The organism is Legionella sp. W10-070, assembly GCF_900640175.1.
Classification (GTDB): domain Bacteria; phylum Pseudomonadota; class Gammaproteobacteria; order Legionellales; family Legionellaceae; genus Tatlockia.
On sequence record NZ_CAAAJC010000005.1, the window covers coordinates 24,325 to 41,558 of the forward strand.

The window sequence follows — 17,234 nt, forward strand, 5'->3', positions numbered from 1 at the left end:
GGAAGATTAACGCTAATAACTCCTATTCACTGGCAAGTTCAATGGCAAATGCCAAGCCTAGTTTGGTGAAGTTTGTCATATGCTCTGAATTTAATAAATCCATGGTGTCATTTTCTGAATGAATATAGGGATTATGTTCGGCAAAACTGGTTTCACAAGGAAAGGCTGCAGGAACGCCAATATCCGTCCAGGAAGCATGATCGCTGCAACCATAGCCGCATTCCGAATAACTGACAGGTACCTTAATGTAAGTTTGAATAAGTTCCGCAACAAAATGACTCAACTTTTCATCGGTGTAATCGCGGAAAACCCACATAGTCGGATCATTAGCATTATTACGGAAACCAGTCATGTCAAACTGAATAGCAGCCCTGACAGGGAGCGCCTTGTCCTGAAAATCCTCAACAACGTATTGGGAACCTATTAAACCACGCTCCTCTGCAGCATACCAAATGATATAGACAGGACGTTTAAGACTCAGGTTTGAAGCCAATAATACTCGCGCCATCTCCATCACTGAGGAGGAACCGCTGCCATCGTCTCCGGCACCAGGCATGCGGCCATCCAGGGTATCCATATGCGCGCCAATGACAATGCCAGGCTTGTCAAGATCTTTGCCGATCACTGTAACCAGCGAAGGTTGCTTATACCATCCCGTGTTAACAAAATAAGTTGCGGTATCCTTACGACCATAGTCATTAGCCATACCTTCAAAACTCGCTTTCAGCCATTCAGCGACTTCCCGTCCCCGCTTGCGAGTTGCCGAGCGATTATAATAAGAGGTTAAATGAGTAAGCGTCTGGGTGATATTATCCGTGTTAACCTGTTCCAGGACAGTATTGACTTCCTCTTTATGCCTGATTTCATAATGCGCAGAAACTTTTTTTGCTTTTTCTGCACGCTGATCTCTTAGTAAATCATACGCCGCCTGCTTCCTGGGCAGCAAGTTTTTAGCCAGTCGGTGGCTAACATTTACAAAACGTCCGCAATGGACTTCATCTGCTAATAAAGCGAATCGATTTAAATCCGTTGAGGGCACTTCAATAATCTTAAACTCAGCGTTTTCAGCAAGCACCGGGTAGGGCAGCGGTAATTTTGCAGCCAGGCATTGAGGGACTTGCAGTTGCTCCATCTCAGGCTTTGGCTGGGCTACAAGGGCGTTTGTTATTAAAAAACCCGCCGAAAAACCAATTATCCATTGAGAAAAACGCATCGTCACTCCTTGTAAAAACGTTTATGTGCAGATCGATAGTACCTGATGATTAAAAGTAATTACACCCCCCTTACGCGTCTCGCCCGTAGTAAAATGAATTTTTTTGACACAAATTATTATTGATAATCATTTTCATTTGTTATAAAGTTTCATTTCCCTTGGATCTGCCTTTCCGGTGAACAATGAAAACAAAAAAAATCCCTTTTTATCTGCTCCTTTTCCTGCTTACGATTGGAGCAAGCCTGATACTCGGTTTTTTAAGTTTTGCTGGCATGTTTGTACTATGGCCCATCTTACCGCTAGCGCTGGGTTCCTTTGTTTTATCAGTCGCCTACGAAGGTGAAATCTATTTGCAGAATATTAAAGGCGCGTTAAATAAGCTCTTCTTTAAACGCGAATACCTCAAACATTATCTCGCCAAAGAATTTCTTAAGACCCAATTTCCGGATGTTGAAGAGGCAGATTGTCCGCAATTTTTTAAAGATTATCTGAAGCAGCTTGAATTATTGCATCAGTTTGGTCATAAACGGCTAGACAAAGCCAGTCTTGCCAGGAAAAAGAAAATAGAAAAAACACTGCGGGACATGAATAAATGGTTTGCCTTACACCTATTTGCTGATAAAGATGAAAGCCGACTGACAGACTATGAAAGGGAACTAAGAACATGGCTTGCCAACAATCAACAAGGGGAATGGCAGGCCAAATTGCAAAAACACCGTCTTGGTTTTCATGCAGTAAAAGCATTCAGCGTTTTAGCAGCGACCTTTATGGGCTTGGGTACAACCTACCTGCTGCTTGAAACCTTTGCAGCCATTCCCTTATTAGCTGCCATTCCTTTTGCCCTTCTACCTGCATTTATTGTCCCGATGGCTATCATTGCCGGTGCAGCTTATGGTTTCCTTACCTATAATGCCATCACCGATATGATTAACAATAATACCTTGGGAAGGTGGTATAACAAGCTCCGTGAAAGCCTGACCCAAAAGCCTACGCTGCGCTCTGTTCTATTCACTGCCACAGCCCTGCTTCTGGTAGCACTGGCCGTGGCCTTGACGGTTTGTACCGCAGGAACCTGGTGGACAATCGCCAAACATACCAAACCCCTTTTTAGCTGGATGAGCAAAATACCGGGTTTTATTACCGGTGGCATCACCCTGTTTACCGGTACCTCTGCACTGGCGTTTAATCTGCAAAATACCAGCGAATCATTGGAAATGGTAGAGCAGGCTACAGAAAGCAAACCACTGGAGGTGGTGAAAAAGAACACACAGGTTAAACCTGGTGTATTTGAACGCTTAAGAGAAAAAGAAAATTGGCTACAAATTATTAACCCGGCAAGATTGCTATTAAAGTTGACCTTCATGCCTTTGCGCATCCTGCTTTTTTTAGGCCATTTAATCAGCATCGGCGTTACCGCTGACCGTGTGCCCGGCATTCCGGAAATTCTCTCTGCCTTGCTTGGCATCATTAGCGAAGGCTTTGAAGACATGCACTATTTCTTTGGTCATAAACATCATCATGAGCATGGACATGATAAACAGTCACCTGACTCCGTTGAAGAAAGAAAACAGCATAGGCAACATCTGTTGAACGAACACCTTTCAAGCGAACATGGCCATGATCATAGTGCGGATATCCCCACCCGCCTGCTTAAAGTGATCTTCAGTCCTCTTTTTGCACTTGCAGCATTCTGGGATAGTCAGGCTAGCCGACTCAATAAAGACAGCTCGCGTAAGGTGCTAGATTTTAGCCAGGCCTGGGGTAAGCAGACGGGTCAGAAAAAAATAAAAACAGTCAAACCAACGGGTGAATTACCTTCAGATGAATGGAAGATCGAGCATACCATTTACCGTATTGACCGGATTAAGAAAAAACACCTGCAACAGGCAGTCCTGGGAAAGCCACTTGCCAGAAATAAAGCGGAAGCGCTAACATCCTTCCAGGAAAAATTGCGGCGTAAAGAAATTGACAGCACGATTGAGAATGCTGTTAAAAAAGAGGCTGAACAACCGATTTACGGAGCACAACGTTTCTTTAATCCCGAACGCTTGTTAAATCCAGAGGCCAAAACCCATACTCAAAATAGCCTTGGGGAATTATCTTCTCAAATATCACCTGCTGCTTAGTGAAGTAAAACGCACCATCATCCATCGGTTAACCGGATGAATGATGGTGTCTTGGGTTCTGTGCACTTATCTACTATCTTGGCCAAAAAACCTTGATTTTCTGCGCTCCAATGCTCACATACTTCTATGTATGCTCCGCTTCGGTGCTCGCCAATTAAGGCTTTTTGACTCTAGCGATAAGTGCACAGAACCTCGCATCTTAAACTTATGGCAAATTGATCGAATGCCCCTTTTTCTCCCCCTCAAGAAGCCATTGCTCATCTTTCTCAGCAAAAAATTCCTGATATAAGTTCTGTAATCGCTTGGCTAAAACCACATTTCCGGAATCAGCATGCGCTTTTCTTTTCAAAAAACTATGTGTGCGACTATCGCGCATTAAATGGGCAAAATTAGCGCCTATGGAACAATTGCTTATCTTATCGATATGAGCGATATTTTTTCCCAGGTGTGTTTCAATAGTGAGCAATATCCTGCTCATTGATAAAGGCTCATGCGGCTTGTTCTCAGCATCATAGCGAGCAATCTCCAGAGCAATTCTGAATGCCAGGTATTTCTCGCCTTTGAGTTTGGGCAAATACTGCTGAAGCTCATTGATAAATGCGTTGTTATACTGGCTAATCTTTGCTTGCAAAGGCTGGGCAAAGATCAGATTAAGTTGGTAATGTAATGCATTATAAAGATTGGCTTCCTCCTGAATTTTGGTCAGTACTGCAGCAATTTCTCTCGGGTTTTCCTTCAAAATCTCTCCAGCAATTACCCACCGCTCCATATCTTGACGATTTTTCCAGGTATTATTAAACACTCCTGCCAAACAAGAGTCCTGATAATAAGTGTTGGCAATTTGCATAACGATAGGTATTTGACAATGCCACTCCTCAGGCAAGGGAAAAACACCCAGGGAAATGGCTTCGGTAAGCGATTGGTCGCCTGCTACTCCGCATAAATCGGACAAGCGCATTAAATCCAGAGTTAAATCATGGTGAAATTTATTTCTTGGGAAAATTCTAAATTCCCTGCCGCCAACGGCTTTATCCTCATCCAAAATAAGGGTTGCTCTGTCTTTGGCTGATTCCGGATCATAGAAGACAATTTTACTATAACCTATCTTTTTTAACGCTTGCCGAAAATCACTCTCCTGCAACATGTTCATTACTGCGTTTTTATTCTCATCAGAGGCACTGAGAAAATAATTCGCATGCCCTTTACTGTTGCTTGCGGCAAATACTACCGCCGCCCGCTGGTAAGACACCGGGAAATTGTAGTAGGAAAAGGCAAAACCATTGTTCTTCATAAAGGAAGCCAGATTTTCATTTTGAAGAAGCTGTTCTTTGAGAAGCGAATCTTCCAGGTTATTAAGAATTTCCACCTGTGCCTTTTTTTTATCCACAGGACTCAGGCGCGAGAATTTTTTTAATTCCGGTTCAATAAGAATACCTGGGTATTTTGTTCCATCTTCTTTTGTTCCCACATTACCACTTAGGCAGATGACCGGAGGATCGTACTGATCGGTTGTATACAATCCATACTCACCAATAAATAGCTTAGGGTGAGCTGATTTGGAGCGCTCCAGGGAACCATCAAAAATGGCCGTTTCAACTTCCAATTGTACTGTTTCAAGAAAAGATTGGCTAAGATCATTGCGGGAGAGATACTGAATTTGCGGATTTTTATCCAAAAACTTAGGCTCGATGTTGGCTATTTTTTCAAAAGAATACTTCTCACCAGCTATATAAATGGATGCTCCAGGGTATTTATTGGTCAGAAATTTGGCTATTTTTACAGCTAAAGCGACATCGCCATAGCCTTTCTGATCAATCATATGAAGAAGGATCGGTCCAGTGAAACCCTTTCCCAGAGTATGAGAAAAATTTATATCAGTAGGGTTAATCATTGTCTTAAATCATACAAATTGAATAATTTAAGTATAGGTGCTAACTCTGTGTTTTTCCGTCGCCAACCCTATCCGGTCAAGATAACTGTCAAGAGGGATTCTTCTCCAAGAGATTCTTGATTCCTGCCAAATGCGATTTTGCCAATGCCTTTGACTTAGTCTCGTTTTTTTCATTCGTTTTCCCAAACCATTCCAGGCTGTCTTGCGGGAGTTCATCTAAAAAGCGGCTTGGCTGGCAATCTTGTAACTCGCCTGCACGACGACGTTGTCTGGCTAAAGTAAGGCATAATTCTTTTTGAGCACGAGTGATCCCTACATAAGCAAGACGACGCTCTTCTTCTATTTGCTCTTCTTCGATGCTCACCCGGTGAGGCAGTAATTCCTCTTCCATGCCCACCAGATAAACGTAAGGAAACTCCAAACCTTTCGATGCATGAAGCGTCATTAATTGCAAAGCTTGCCCATCCTGTTCATCCGCTTGCTCAAGGATGTCAATAAGAATTAATTTGTTGACTACATCATTTAATTGCAATTGCGGATCCTTGGCAAGCAAACGTCCCACCCATTCCAGTAATTCCCAAACGTTCTCCATCCGCTTTTGTGCTTTATTAGGACTGTCGCATTGCTCATAAAGGTAAGCTTCATAGCCACTGTCTTCAACCATTTCACGCAGGACTTCGGTAACGGATCCCGCTTCTAATTTTGATTTAATGTTTTCAAGCCAGCATTTAAACTGCTGCAGTGCCGCACGGGGTTTATCTGCAAGTTGCTCAGCCAATGCAAGGTGATCCGCACAGCGATAAAGGCTCTGCTCCCTTCGTTGGGCATAATTCCCCAACGCATCAAGGCTTGCTTCGCCAATGCCTCGTTTAGGTGTATTAATCACTCTTAAAAAAGCCGCATCATCCGCCTCATTACAAAGCAACTTTAAATAAGCGAAAACATCCTTAACCTCTGCACGCGCAAACCACGATTGTCCGCCGCTTAAACGATAAGGGATCCCCTGCTGGCGCAATATTTTTTCAAATACACGCGACTGATGGTTGCCACGGTATAAAATGGCATAATGGCCATATGATGTGCCATGACGAAGCTTATGACTGATCAAATCAGCAACCACCTGTTCCGCTTCATCATTTTCATCCTTGCATACCAGAACCCTTAATAATTCCCCCTGCCCTAAATTACTCCACAAATTCTTGCTGAAAAGGTGCGAATTGTTGGCTATTAAATGATTTGCCACCTGAAGAATCCTGCCGGTAGAACGGTAATTTTGCTCCAGTTTGATTATTTTTAATTGCGGGTAATCTCGCTGTAACTGGCCTAAATTTTCAGGCTTTGCCCCACGCCAGGCATAAATTGATTGGTCATCATCACCAACCACCGTAAAACGTGCACGAACCCCTGTCAGCAACTTCACCAGTTGATACTGGCATACATTGGAATCCTGGTATTCATCCACGAGTAAATGGCGAATTTTGTTTTGCCAACGTTCAAGCACCTCTGAATGCAGCGTCAGCAAATGAACCGGCAGGCGAATTAAATCATCAAAATCAACAGCATTATAAGCCTTTAACGCTTGTTGATAACGCAAATAGAGGGGAGCAGTCTCTTCATGAAAAAGCGTTTCTGCAGTCCGGCCAAGCACCTCTTCCGGACTTATCAACTCATTTTTCCAACGTGAAATTTGCTGCTGGATTTGCATCAGGTATTCTTTTTCACCTGCCCTGCCTGCCGGTAAGAAGTTTCGCAAGAGCTGCAGGCAATCTTCACTGTCAAAAATTGAAAATCCCGGCTTTAAACCACATAAATGCACATCGCGCTTGATAATGCTTAAACCCAGGGTATGAAAGGTTGCAACTTTCAAACCACGTCTTGTGTGAGTAGGCAAAATACCGGCCACACGGGCACGCATTTCATTGGCTGCTTTATTAGTAAAGGTAACCGCACAAACAGAAGAGGCTGTATAGCCACAACGTTCAATAAGGTAGGCTATTTTTTGGGTAATCACTCTGGTTTTGCCGCTACCCGCACCAGCCAATACCAACAAAGGGCCATCAATATAATTAACTGCTGCCGTTTGTTGAGGGTTAAGCATACTTTGATTCCCGCACAAAAAAAGGGCATTATCGCGCGGCAAACCAAGGCATGCAATCGACTTTATGCTAAAATGGTAATTTGTATTATTAAGGGTTTAAAATGAAAGAAGCCGACTCACTGCAACGATTTATCTTTGAAGAGGCCAGCATCCGTGGTGAGATTGCCCATTTACAAGAAACTTACCAGACGATTATGGAGCAACGCGCTTATCCTTCCATGGTAAAAAATTTATTGGGTGAGGGATTAATCTCCTGCCTGCTTTTAGCCGGAAGCATTAAATTCAAAGGCAACCTGAGCCTGCAATTTCAAGGGGACAAGCGTTTACCCTTGTTACTGGTACAATGTGATCACCAACTGCAGATAAGGGCTTTTGCCAAGTATGAAGAAGAGCTCCAAGTGGTTGATTATGCCGATGCTTTTTTAAAAGGACAAATGGTATTAACCATTAGCCAAGATAGTCAGACTCAGGCCTATCAAAGCATTGTACCCATCCAATCGACCTCAATGAGCGAAAATTTGATGGATTATTTCGCCCAGTCTGAACAAATAGCCACCCGAGTATGGCTGGCTGTAAATGAGGATCGGGCTGCCGGCATGCTCCTGCAGTTAATGCCGGGACAAGACAGTCAGCAGCGAGAACATTTTTGGGAATACGCAGTCCAGTTAGGCCAAACGGTAAGCGAACATGAATTATTAACGTTGGATAACCAGACATTATTATACCGTCTTTACCATGAAACAGAATTACGCCTGTTTGATGCCAGCCCGGTACGTTTTCAATGTCGTTGCAGCGAAGAAAAAATGAAGCAGGTTTTGACTATTCTTGGCGAAGAAGAAGCAAGAAAGTTACTGCAAGAAGAAGAGGCGATTGAAGTCACTTGCGATTTTTGCAACAAGCAGTACTCCTTTGATCCTATAGACATTACCATGTTGTTTCATAAGTAACCATACAGCATCAGAGAAAACGCCCCGCAACTTGGCCGGGGCCAGAGTATTGGGTGTAAAGGGCCGCAATATAACCATTAGAATACATTTAATTGAGGAAATGAATGGCATGATGTTTGTATAAAAAATACATCCCTCTTTATTTAGAACAACTCGATGCCAATACTCCTCTTCTTGTGTATATCACTACTATTCAATCCACCACTTTTCGCAGAAAAAGCGCATATCATTGCCGTTGGCGATATTCTTTTACACGACCGTTTGCAACAGAAAGGGGGCGATAAAGGATTTGATACCCTATGGTCAGCACTGATACCTTATTTAACCCAAGCGGATGTGACCTATGGTAATCTCGAAGGACCGGCTGCAGGAATGATTGACCGACGTGGCAATCTCACCACCGATGTAAGGCAGGCCTATACTTCATACCCGATGTTTAATTATCCGCCTTTATTAATCCATGCCTTAAAATCATCCGGTTTTGACATTGTCTCTACTGCTAACAATCATACATTGGATCGTTTGGCCATAGGGATTGATAAAACGATTGAAGCCTTGCATGCCAACAACCTGGCGTTTACGGGTACAAGACGACAGCATAGTGAAGATGCCTGGTATGCCACGACTAAAACGGCAACCCTGTCTATAGCCTGGCTGGCATGCACTCAAGATACGAATGGAATTATGGACAGGCACCGACAAGTGCTCCTTTGCCAGCGCGATAAACAGCAATTGTTAAACCTGGTCAGCGAATTGGCTCAACATCATGATGCAGTTATTGTGACACCCCATTGGGGAATTGAATACCAAAGCAATCCCAACAAGGCTCAAAGGCAATTGGCTCAAGAGTTAGCCGAGTCCGGCGCATTGGCAGTTTTAGGCTCCCATCCTCACTGTGTGCAACCTTTTGACTGGTTAACTACAAGCAAGGGTAAAAAAGTGTTTGTTGCTTATTCATTGGGAAATTTTATCTCTAATCAGGGAAGCCTGAAGAATCGCGCCAGTGGCTTGCTTTCCCTGCACCTGAAAAAACACCATGGCATTACCCTGATTGAGAAAGTGAGTTATCAGCCGACCTATATGGAAAACCGAGGCAATCAGATGCATCTTGGCTTGGTACAGTCTAAAAAACATCCGGCTTATCAATGGCTAAAAACCATTATCGGCGAAAATTACCTGACTTTAAATCCCTCGCCAGCCAGGTAGCAAACAGCAATCATTTGATAGCAGAAAAGCGAAAAGTCTCATGATGCTCTTTCAATGCTTGCCTGCTTAAGTTTTTTCGGTTGGAGAATAAACCAAGTAACAGGGTTAATTCCACTTTAGCCGAGCTTCCAAAAATACATTCGTCATCCGTGCCAACAACGACAGGCTCGCTGATATCTTCATAAATGCCGGTAGCCGGATGAGGGCTGTGCTCAAAATGCCAGTTTAACTTATTATGGCAGGAAGGACATACTTCAACAGGTACACCTAATTGAGTGATTTTTCCTTTTTGCTCTCTGGTTAAGTAGATACAATGTCCTAGCCGAACTTTTCCATGAAAAGGATTATGAGCTGTTTGCGCCTGGGAAATGCGCCATTGTTGAAGAGCCGATAAAACGACATCCGAGTCTTGCCGTTCTATTTCAGAATCCGATTCACCCATGTGAATAGCAATGGGAATCTCATTATCGAGAGCCATCAGGATAACTTCTTTTAAACCCTCACCGGTTAGTGTTCTATGCCCCAATGGATTACCGGAAATATCCAAACCAACTAACAGCTTATTTGGGCTTTTTTTTATTCTTTCAATAAAAAATTGGGCATCCTTTAATGTATGTTGTGTTCTATCAAGACTTAATAAGCCAACGGCTTTTTTCTTTGCTATTTGTTCTTTGGCGCTTTTTAAACCGGCTTCAAAAACATCAATGTATTCACTTTCTGAATGGCCGGCCATTATCTTAGGGGTTGTTCTGATTTCCAGGTATTTAGCCGTTGAGTTACTCACAACATCGATCACCCCATTGCTGATATCGGTCAAATCTTGAATAATCTTGTGAATAAGCGCAAATTGCTTCCAGACAAGCGCAATGATATCAGCATTATAACCACTTTCGGGTTGCTGCTGTGTTTGCCCTAGATATCGATCGCGGACTGCTTCAAATTCCTGGAAAATTTCAAGGCATTGATGTTGTGCAGCAGTTTCTCTTAAAAAAGAGAGACTAAAGCTGCCATTGAGATGCAAATGCAAATCACTTTTATGAAATTCCGGCATGACTTGATCCTGTGGAAAATCGAATAGCTTGAATTAATTGGCGGTTAATAATACTTTACATATAACCAGTTGAACAGCCCCATTGATAGCTGTCCCTCTGAAGCCAAAGACTTTAGGCATGCTCACTGCAGAGGCGAGTTTGGATCAGATAAAATAACATTTTCCACTGACGAAACCTGCAGTACCTCACCCCGCATGGCACGTAAGATTTGCTGCAGGGAAAGGAACTGGTCACTCAACTGAAAATATAACTCGGCAGTTTGGTTGGCATGCAGTTCACTGACAGTAAGATAAGCGGTTTGTCCGATATCGGCAAAATAGTCAAGACTCACCCGCCGTTTTTGCGCAATGCCTGGAAAAAGCCCGCAAAATAATAAACTCTTGTCGCCAACATCTTTTAATAACTGCACTTGACGCCGGGGATTATGCATCGACTCAAGAAAATCAAGCGCAATAACCGATTCAATTAATTTAGGGCCCTGTGAAAAACGCATCAGTAAAAAAACCAGATAACTTTCCGTTGTTTCATTAAGAATTAAATGAGTGGAGGCTTGAGCCTCATTAACCAATGCATGCCATTGACTGATTTCGGTGGGATGTAAAATCAATCGCTTCATATTATCCCCCATCAATTCTTCTGCTTTACTGTTAGTTTAGCAAACTACATACCAAAATGATTTTAAAGATTACAGACAGGCTTGGCAATTGGCTCAAACTTGTCGTAAGAAATTTCATCTATTGGTTGCCTATGGGCAATCGGCAAAACAAAACTGCGAATAAACGCTTGCCACAATGCATCATATAAATGCTGTTGCAATGGATGTTCATCACCCACAGGGAAGCAGGGGCCGTGATTAGCCTCCAATAACCATACTCGCCAATTTTTATCCACCAGAAAATCAAAGCCAAAGATGGCTAATGTCCTTTGCCGGTTGCAGCTAAAAGCCTGGGGATACTGTTGCCGCAAACCGTTTATCGTTAACTCGGTAATTGCCTTTATTTGCGGATAAAGCTGTGCGAAAAAATCAAAACGCCGCGAAGGAATTTGCACGACATTCGCTTCCTCTTGAGATAGATGTTCATTGGTTAGATGAGAGCGTAAGTCAAGGAATTGCTGTGATTGGAAAGGCTGCAGGGCAACGTTAAAATAACCCTGTGGATAGAGATAAGCCCCGGCATAATTAGTAATAACCACAAACATGCGGATGCTGTATTTATGCCCTTGAGGCGGCCTTAGCAAATGAGGGTCGGTAAGGTATTGTTGCAAAACATGCTCACCCCCTAGCCTGCCTGCACCGAGGAAATGCCGCTCAATATCGCTGAGCGATTGAAAAATATGAATATGATGACCATTATTCAATAAGGCAGGCTTCAAAATCCATACTAATCCCTGGCAAGCATGATTTTCCAGGTAGAATTGGTTCGCTATCTGATTTAACACCACAGGCCAATTCAGATCATTAATCGAATAGGTCAGCGGCATCACCTGAGGACAATATCTGCTAACTAATTCAGCCAATAAATGCTTGTATTCCAGACATTGGCTGGCTCTCAGATCAAATTGTAAATTTCTGTCGCTAAAACCGCTTCGCCAACTAAAGCGGCTTGGTTGCCAGCTTTGCTCTTGCAAATGACGGCATAAATTATAATGCGTTGGTGATTGCGATTCATCCAAAGCATACCTTGAGTAAGGAGTTTTTAATAACTTAAGCATTTTTCATAAGGAGCAAACTCTTCCAATTCATAGGTGCGATTAAAACTGAAGTTGCTTTTAGTAAAAATACGCTTGTTAGCGCCTTAAAATCTTTAGCAAAACTATGCCAGAAGCTAAATTGACTTTAAATTTGCGCCACTCCCCCAATCCAGGCTACCCATTAATTACCACCAACCGCAGTTTTAATCGTACCTCCAGTTCATTAGAGTTAATGATAGTACATAATGGAATGAAACAGTACATCAGCATGACACGCCCTAAATCACGCCATTCACTTCGAAACACAGAGAATTATCAAGAATAACACCCTAAATTAGAAAGTCGCTCTTTTAATCGTACCCATGAACAGCTAAATTAGGGGGTACTGATTATCAATTAGTTAATACATGACCTTTCAAACAGTAAGTTATCCTAAAAAAGAACCCTTCTCTCGAAGCTTTGGGAATAGCAGAATGTTTGCCCTTGCCGCCATTGGCGGAATAGTGATCGGTGCCGCTGTCGCTGGCATTCGTGTCGGGGTAGGGTTTATGCAAACCTTGCTCTTTGGTGTGAATATCAATCTCTATGGCTCCAAGGGCATTATACTCTGGCGAATCATGCCAGTGATGCTGATAGGCGGCCTTCTCCTAGGCTCACTTTTATATTTTCTTGGTCGCACGGGACGTCTGGCAATCGTTGACCCTGTCGAAGCAAACGCCCTGAAAGGCGGAAAAATGTCACTCCCTGACAGCCTTATATTGGTAGGGCTTTCCATCATTTCAATTACTATTGGGGGTTCGGTAGGTTTTGAGGCGGCGATGACTCAACTTGGCGCAGGACTATTAAGTTTTGTGGGGCAACGCCTGAAACTTGCGCGACGTGAACGGCGTATCCTTGTTTCCTGTGGCACCGGCGCAGGATTGACAGCAATTTTTGGAGCCCCGCTTGCCGGGACGTTCTATGCCCTTGAACTGGTTGTGGGCGGTTATGCCATGCGCGCCTTGTTGCCCACTTTATTGGCAAGCGCGATGAGTAGCCATGTAGTGTATATGTTGATTGGCTACCAGCCGCTTTTTCTTGCTTCTGACGTAGGCGCTCCGGCGCTTTGGCATTTTGTTTTAGCGGCTGTAACGGGCATCTCGGCGACCATTATTGGTATTGCCGTCATGCATGGTACAACAAGTTTTGAAAAACTCTTAGCCTTTACACGGACGCCTATCCTCTCAAGACCGGTCATAGGCGGCCTGATTCTTGGCTTAATTTCATTAGCAGTCCCTGAAGTCATGGGACCAGGTCATCATAATATTATTGAAATTCTCACCGGCTATGATCTGATAACAACCATGGCAATTATGTTAATTGCAAAGATGGCTGCGTCCATTGTCTGTGTGGGTTCCGGATTTCGTGGAGGCTTGTTTTCTGCCTCACTGTTCCTGGGCGCCGCACTTGGATATATTATCCATGATCTTATTCTTATCCCTGTTTTTGGCCATACTGTACCACTTGATTTGGCGGTTGTTGCCGGTATGGCCGCAGTAACGACGTCAATCATCGGCACACCGATTGCTATTGTATTACTCATGGTGGAAACAGCCGGCTTGCAAATTGGCGTAGTGACCACAGCAATCACCGTAATTATTGCCAGCTACCTCACCCGTTACTGGTTTGGTTATTCCTTTTCAACCTGGCGATTTCATATTCGGGGCAATGACCTCTTAGGACCCAGAGACATTGGCCGTTTGCGGGATTTAAAATTTTCTGATGTCCCTCTTACTAACCCACCACGTCTGCTGGTAGAAATGCCTCCCGATGCGGCGGTAAAAGAAGCTGTGGAAACAGAAACATCTATCGTGGCAATAGAAGAAAGAAATGGGCGTTTTCTTGGGCTGATTTCATGCCAACAACTCATAGAAGCCGTTACTGAGACACCGCCGCTGCCACTTTGTAATCTTGCCCAAAAACCATCCCTCTGCGTGTATCTAAACGAGTCATTAATAAAATATATCGAAACCATTGGAACAAACGGGAGTGGCGATATAGCCGTTTTGGATAAAGAAGAGCGTTTGCTTGGTCTAGCCTCGGAAGCGGCAGTACTGCATCGCTATTTAATGGAGATCCTCGCAGCCGATCGGGACGATGCCATTCAAATTATTAATAAATAAGCGCGGGTTCAAGTCGCTCCATACAAAGCAATTATCTCATACCGTGCCCTATCTTATTATCATCGGCAGGTTGCAAGATATTCTCGATAGTGTTTCGCTTTGTCCGCAGGTTAGAAATCAATAAGGAGGTAATTGACACTGCAATTTGGGTATAGGCCTCCTTGGCCGTCTCACTATCGAGCAAATTATCCTTCCTGTAACCGGCCAAAGATTTTGTATACCCATCGTCATCAATGTTTAATCCATCAAGATAATGGTATAAATTCTCCCCTGTGGTCTTATTCTCTATATAATCATTAAATTTCTTCAGAAAATCGATATTTTCTGGAAATTGTCCCTGATTTGCGACTTTAATCAGGATTTCCCAGTGTTTATCTTCCAGCTTTTGTAAGTAATTGCCGCCTTGACGAACTGTTTCAATAAATTCATCAACCGTCTCAGGTTTGAGTTGCAGACTGCCTGCCCTCGCTTTTTGTTGGAAGGGGTTAGAAAAAAAACTCCCTAACGTCCTCCTTTTAGATTTGTTAGACTCAGCCTTTAAAGCAGCATCATTCAGGGAAGCCTTAGCGGTTTCTTTGCTTTTATCCTTGCGAAATAGAGACATAATAGCATCCTTTTTATTAGTCTATTTAGCAGTATAGTATAAAAAATACTGTGTGGTCGGATGCCTCTCAGGCAAATTCTGGCTTGCAAATCAGGTGCATTCTGTGTATAAAGGAATTTGTTTGCCGCATAAATAGACAAGATTATTAATGGAAAATTTTTTGCCCCCCCCCAAAAGTAATAACCCGTTCTTATTTGTTTTTGAGAAAATCTACTATTTTCTCGATTACCCTGCCACTACTCCGTTCATCGTCACTGTGGCCCCTGTGGCCATCTAACTCGCTACCATCAATTACCTATCATCTAACAGCAAACATAAAGGCAAGTTATGCAACAGTACAAATCGGTTTTTATTTACGGGTTCGCAATTTTTGCAATGTTTTTTGGTTCTGGCAATTTGGTATTTCCACTGCAAATTGGCTACGCTGCAGGCGATAACTGGCTTCCTGGATTCCTGGGGCTGTTCGTTACCGGGATCTTGCTGCCCTTAACCGGGCTTTTTGTCATCAAATTGTACCGGGGAAACTACCATGCTTTTTTTGGCGAAACCGGCAAAATAGCCTCGGTATTATTACCTTTTTTTATGCTCTCCTTACTCGGTTCATTCGGCGTAGTGCCCCGTTGCATTACCGTTGCTTATGGTAGCCTTGGCTATCTTATACCCCATCTCAAACTTATTTTCTTTAGTTTTGTCTTCTGCACCCTGACTTTTTTCTTTTGCCTCAACGACAGGCTAATGATTAAATTATTGGGTAAATGGATGAGCCCAATTCTACTAATTACGCTTGTCATTCTAATTCTGATTGCGGCAGCCAAAGCGCCTGTTAGTACGGAACATATTGCAAGCAATACTGCCTTTATAAATGGTTTCACTACAGGTTATCAGACCATGGATTTGTTTGCTGCTTTTTTCTTTTCTGCCCTGATATTTAATCAAATCCAGCAAGCGATGCCTGATGCAAGCAATCGGGAGATTGTATTATTTGCAATTAAACCCAGCATCCTTGGCGCAAGCCTGTTGGCGCTTATTTACCTGGGTTTTGTATTTCTTGGTTCTCATTATTCCCTGGCAATGAACAATACCGCTCCAGAATTGATGCTGCCAAGCATTGCCAGGCAAGCAATGGGTAATTATGCTACCTTATTCATTGGCGTTGCCATGTTCTTCTCTTGCCTGACAACAGCCGTCGCTCTCAATAATCTCTATGCCAGATACCTTTGTACCACCTTTAAGATACCAACTGATAAATTTTACCTGCCCCTATTGTTTACAACTGTTTCATCTTTTATCATTTCCCTCCTCGATTTCAAGGGTATTGCTGCATTTCTGGCTCCCATTCTCAAGCTGACTTATCCGGGCATTATTGCTTTAACGCTAACAGCCATTATGACCAGAAAACGCCAGCCACTAAAAAAAGCAGTATTTTACACAATGACATTATGGATGTGTATGCCCGTTATGCATTAGGCACCAGAAGGAGGGAAATACCATGCCCCTGTTTTTTAAAGAAAATTATGCTCATTCTTTTACACGACATACCCTTTCTTTACGGACATTACAAAAAAAACTAAACGATAAAAAGCAGGAATTAGAAAAACACGGACAAGCAGCAATAGCAGCGTTTTTCAGCAACGCCGCCACTGACATCGATCGGGTAATAGAGAATTACCAAACGCTCTTGATGAATGCCAGCATAATCCAGGATAAAAGAAATTTAATTCGTGAGTATGCAACCCTGATCAGTCATCTGGAACGCATTGCAGAAGACCCTCAAGATAGTAAATCGCAGGAGTTTATTAACAACATTCAATCGAATAATGCCAGTTTACCAGCCAAAGCTTCCCTGAGCCGGGTAGGTAATGCCCTTGCAGCCCTATTCTGGTTTAGTGTCGGCATCATTGCGGTCACTGCGTTTTTACTGTCAATCGCCATCATTCCCGAAGTACCTTTGCTCGGTGCAGGCTTGCTGGCTGCCTCAACAGGCTTAATGACTTATTCCTATATCCGGCTTCTTGATAACATTGACGAACTATTTGGTGAAAAAGCCTTCTATCAAAATAATCGCTTAAAAAATCAGGATGACCTTCAACTTTTAACAGATATGCAAACTGCCTGTGGAGAAGGACAAAAACTGTCTTTTCCCTGCGTCTAAAAACTATAAATCTTTACGTAATTCAGAGCTACTCTGAATAGCCAGACAAATTGCTTAATATTTTTTCATCTTCCTAATGCTTTTAATGTTC

At 43.0% G+C, this 17,234-nt stretch carries 14 protein-coding genes; 7 read left to right on the forward strand and 7 right to left on the reverse strand.

Annotation, left to right across the window (positions count from 1 at the left end; genetic code table 11):
• Positions 1–22 precede the first annotated feature (22 nt).
• Positions 23–1,213: an aminopeptidase LapA gene (gene lapA, locus E1O65_RS03050; RefSeq protein WP_133132127.1), complete on the reverse strand. Its 1,191-nt coding sequence runs from the start codon at positions 1,211–1,213 to the stop codon at positions 23–25.
• 182 nt (positions 1,214–1,395) lie between these two features.
• On the opposite strand from lapA, the gene E1O65_RS03055 reads away from it, so the two are divergent.
• The gene (locus E1O65_RS03055; protein WP_133132128.1) at positions 1,396–3,339 is read left to right on the forward strand and encodes a hypothetical protein; all 1,944 of its coding nucleotides are present in this window, start codon (positions 1,396–1,398) and stop codon (positions 3,337–3,339) included.
• 205 nt (positions 3,340–3,544) lie between these two features.
• On the opposite strand, the gene E1O65_RS03060 is transcribed toward E1O65_RS03055, so the two are convergent.
• Both E1O65_RS03060 and rep read right to left on the reverse strand, forming a co-directional pair.
• Positions 3,545–5,158: a hypothetical protein gene (locus E1O65_RS03060; RefSeq protein ID WP_133132129.1), complete on the reverse strand. Its 1,614-nt coding sequence runs from the start codon at positions 5,156–5,158 to the stop codon at positions 3,545–3,547.
• Positions 5,159–5,318: 160 nt separating this feature from the next.
• Positions 5,319–7,328, reverse strand: a complete 2,010-nt coding sequence (gene rep, locus E1O65_RS03065; RefSeq protein WP_133132130.1) for a DNA helicase Rep — start codon at positions 7,326–7,328, stop codon at positions 5,319–5,321.
• A 101-nt stretch (positions 7,329–7,429) separates the two neighbouring features.
• Here rep and hslO point away from each other — a divergent pair, with 101 nt between their 5' ends.
• Together hslO and E1O65_RS03075 are read left to right on the forward strand one after the other, a co-directional pair.
• The gene (hslO, locus tag E1O65_RS03070; protein ID WP_133132131.1) at positions 7,430–8,275 is read left to right on the forward strand and encodes an Hsp33 family molecular chaperone HslO; all 846 of its coding nucleotides are present in this window, start codon (positions 7,430–7,432) and stop codon (positions 8,273–8,275) included.
• A 156-nt stretch (positions 8,276–8,431) separates the two neighbouring features.
• Entirely contained in the window at positions 8,432–9,481 is a 1,050-nt protein-coding gene (locus tag E1O65_RS03075) for a CapA family protein (protein WP_133132132.1), read from the forward strand.
• 10 nt (positions 9,482–9,491) lie between these two features.
• Here E1O65_RS03075 and E1O65_RS03080 read toward each other — a convergent pair whose 3' ends face one another.
• The 3 genes from E1O65_RS03080 to E1O65_RS03090 form a co-directional block, all read right to left on the reverse strand.
• On the reverse strand, positions 9,492–10,532 hold the full coding sequence (locus E1O65_RS03080; RefSeq protein ID WP_133132133.1) for a hypothetical protein: 1,041 nt from the start codon (positions 10,530–10,532) through the stop codon (positions 9,492–9,494).
• Between the two features lie 122 nt (positions 10,533–10,654).
• The gene (locus E1O65_RS03085; RefSeq protein WP_133132134.1) at positions 10,655–11,149 is read right to left on the reverse strand and encodes a hypothetical protein; all 495 of its coding nucleotides are present in this window, start codon (positions 11,147–11,149) and stop codon (positions 10,655–10,657) included.
• Between the two features lie 62 nt (positions 11,150–11,211).
• Complete coding sequence (locus tag E1O65_RS03090; RefSeq protein ID WP_133132135.1) at positions 11,212–12,246, reverse strand: tubulin-tyrosine ligase; 1,035 nt, start codon at positions 12,244–12,246, stop codon at positions 11,212–11,214.
• A 103-nt stretch (positions 12,247–12,349) separates the two neighbouring features.
• On the opposite strand from E1O65_RS03090, the gene E1O65_RS03095 reads away from it, so the two are divergent.
• Together E1O65_RS03095 and E1O65_RS03100 are read left to right on the forward strand one after the other, a co-directional pair.
• Entirely contained in the window at positions 12,350–12,550 is a 201-nt protein-coding gene (locus tag E1O65_RS03095) for a hypothetical protein (RefSeq protein WP_133132136.1), read from the forward strand.
• A 148-nt stretch (positions 12,551–12,698) separates the two neighbouring features.
• Complete coding sequence (locus E1O65_RS03100) at positions 12,699–14,387, forward strand: chloride channel protein (RefSeq protein ID WP_165474885.1); 1,689 nt, start codon at positions 12,699–12,701, stop codon at positions 14,385–14,387.
• 31 nt (positions 14,388–14,418) lie between these two features.
• Here E1O65_RS03100 and E1O65_RS03105 read toward each other — a convergent pair whose 3' ends face one another.
• A complete protein-coding gene (locus tag E1O65_RS03105; RefSeq protein WP_133132138.1) occupies positions 14,419–14,991 on the reverse strand; it encodes a hypothetical protein in 573 nt (190 codons plus the stop codon).
• A gap of 327 nt (positions 14,992–15,318) precedes the next feature.
• On the opposite strand from E1O65_RS03105, the gene E1O65_RS03110 reads away from it, so the two are divergent.
• Positions 15,319–16,458, forward strand: coding sequence for a branched-chain amino acid transport system II carrier protein (locus tag E1O65_RS03110; RefSeq protein ID WP_133132139.1), 1,140 nt, complete (start codon positions 15,319–15,321; stop codon positions 16,456–16,458).
• Positions 16,459–16,480: 22 nt separating this feature from the next.
• Positions 16,481–17,143 (forward strand): hypothetical protein, encoded by a 663-nt coding sequence (locus E1O65_RS03115; protein WP_133132140.1) that lies wholly within the window; start codon positions 16,481–16,483, stop codon positions 17,141–17,143.
• Positions 17,144–17,234 lie beyond the last annotated feature (91 nt).

Excerpts from the sequence above, each read along its gene's own strand:
- E1O65_RS03080 (WP_133132133.1), bottom strand. The coding sequence starts at position 10,532 with ATGCCGGAATTTCATAAAAGTGATTTGCATTTGCATCTCAATGGCAGC.
- E1O65_RS03115 (WP_133132140.1), top strand. The coding sequence starts at position 16,481 with ATGCCCCTGTTTTTTAAAGAAAATTATGCTCATTCTTTTACACGACAT.
- E1O65_RS03090 (WP_133132135.1), bottom strand. The coding sequence starts at position 12,246 with ATGCTTAAGTTATTAAAAACTCCTTACTCAAGGTATGCTTTGGATGAA.
- E1O65_RS03060 (WP_133132129.1), bottom strand. The coding sequence starts at position 5,158 with ATGATTGATCAGAAAGGCTATGGCGATGTCGCTTTAGCTGTAAAAATA.
- E1O65_RS03110 (WP_133132139.1), top strand. The coding sequence starts at position 15,319 with ATGCAACAGTACAAATCGGTTTTTATTTACGGGTTCGCAATTTTTGCA.
- rep (WP_133132130.1), bottom strand. The coding sequence starts at position 7,328 with ATGCTTAACCCTCAACAAACGGCAGCAGTTAATTATATTGATGGCCCT.
- E1O65_RS03085 (WP_133132134.1), bottom strand. The coding sequence starts at position 11,149 with ATGAAGCGATTGATTTTACATCCCACCGAAATCAGTCAATGGCATGCA.
- E1O65_RS03055 (WP_133132128.1), top strand. The coding sequence starts at position 1,396 with ATGAAAACAAAAAAAATCCCTTTTTATCTGCTCCTTTTCCTGCTTACG.
- E1O65_RS03100 (WP_165474885.1), top strand. The coding sequence starts at position 12,699 with ATGTTTGCCCTTGCCGCCATTGGCGGAATAGTGATCGGTGCCGCTGTC.
- E1O65_RS03105 (WP_133132138.1), bottom strand. The coding sequence starts at position 14,991 with ATGTCTCTATTTCGCAAGGATAAAAGCAAAGAAACCGCTAAGGCTTCC.
- E1O65_RS03095 (WP_133132136.1), top strand. The coding sequence starts at position 12,350 with ATGCCAGAAGCTAAATTGACTTTAAATTTGCGCCACTCCCCCAATCCA.
- E1O65_RS03075 (WP_133132132.1), top strand. The coding sequence starts at position 8,432 with ATGCCAATACTCCTCTTCTTGTGTATATCACTACTATTCAATCCACCA.
- hslO (WP_133132131.1), top strand. The coding sequence starts at position 7,430 with ATGAAAGAAGCCGACTCACTGCAACGATTTATCTTTGAAGAGGCCAGC.
- lapA (WP_133132127.1), bottom strand. The coding sequence starts at position 1,213 with ATGCGTTTTTCTCAATGGATAATTGGTTTTTCGGCGGGTTTTTTAATA.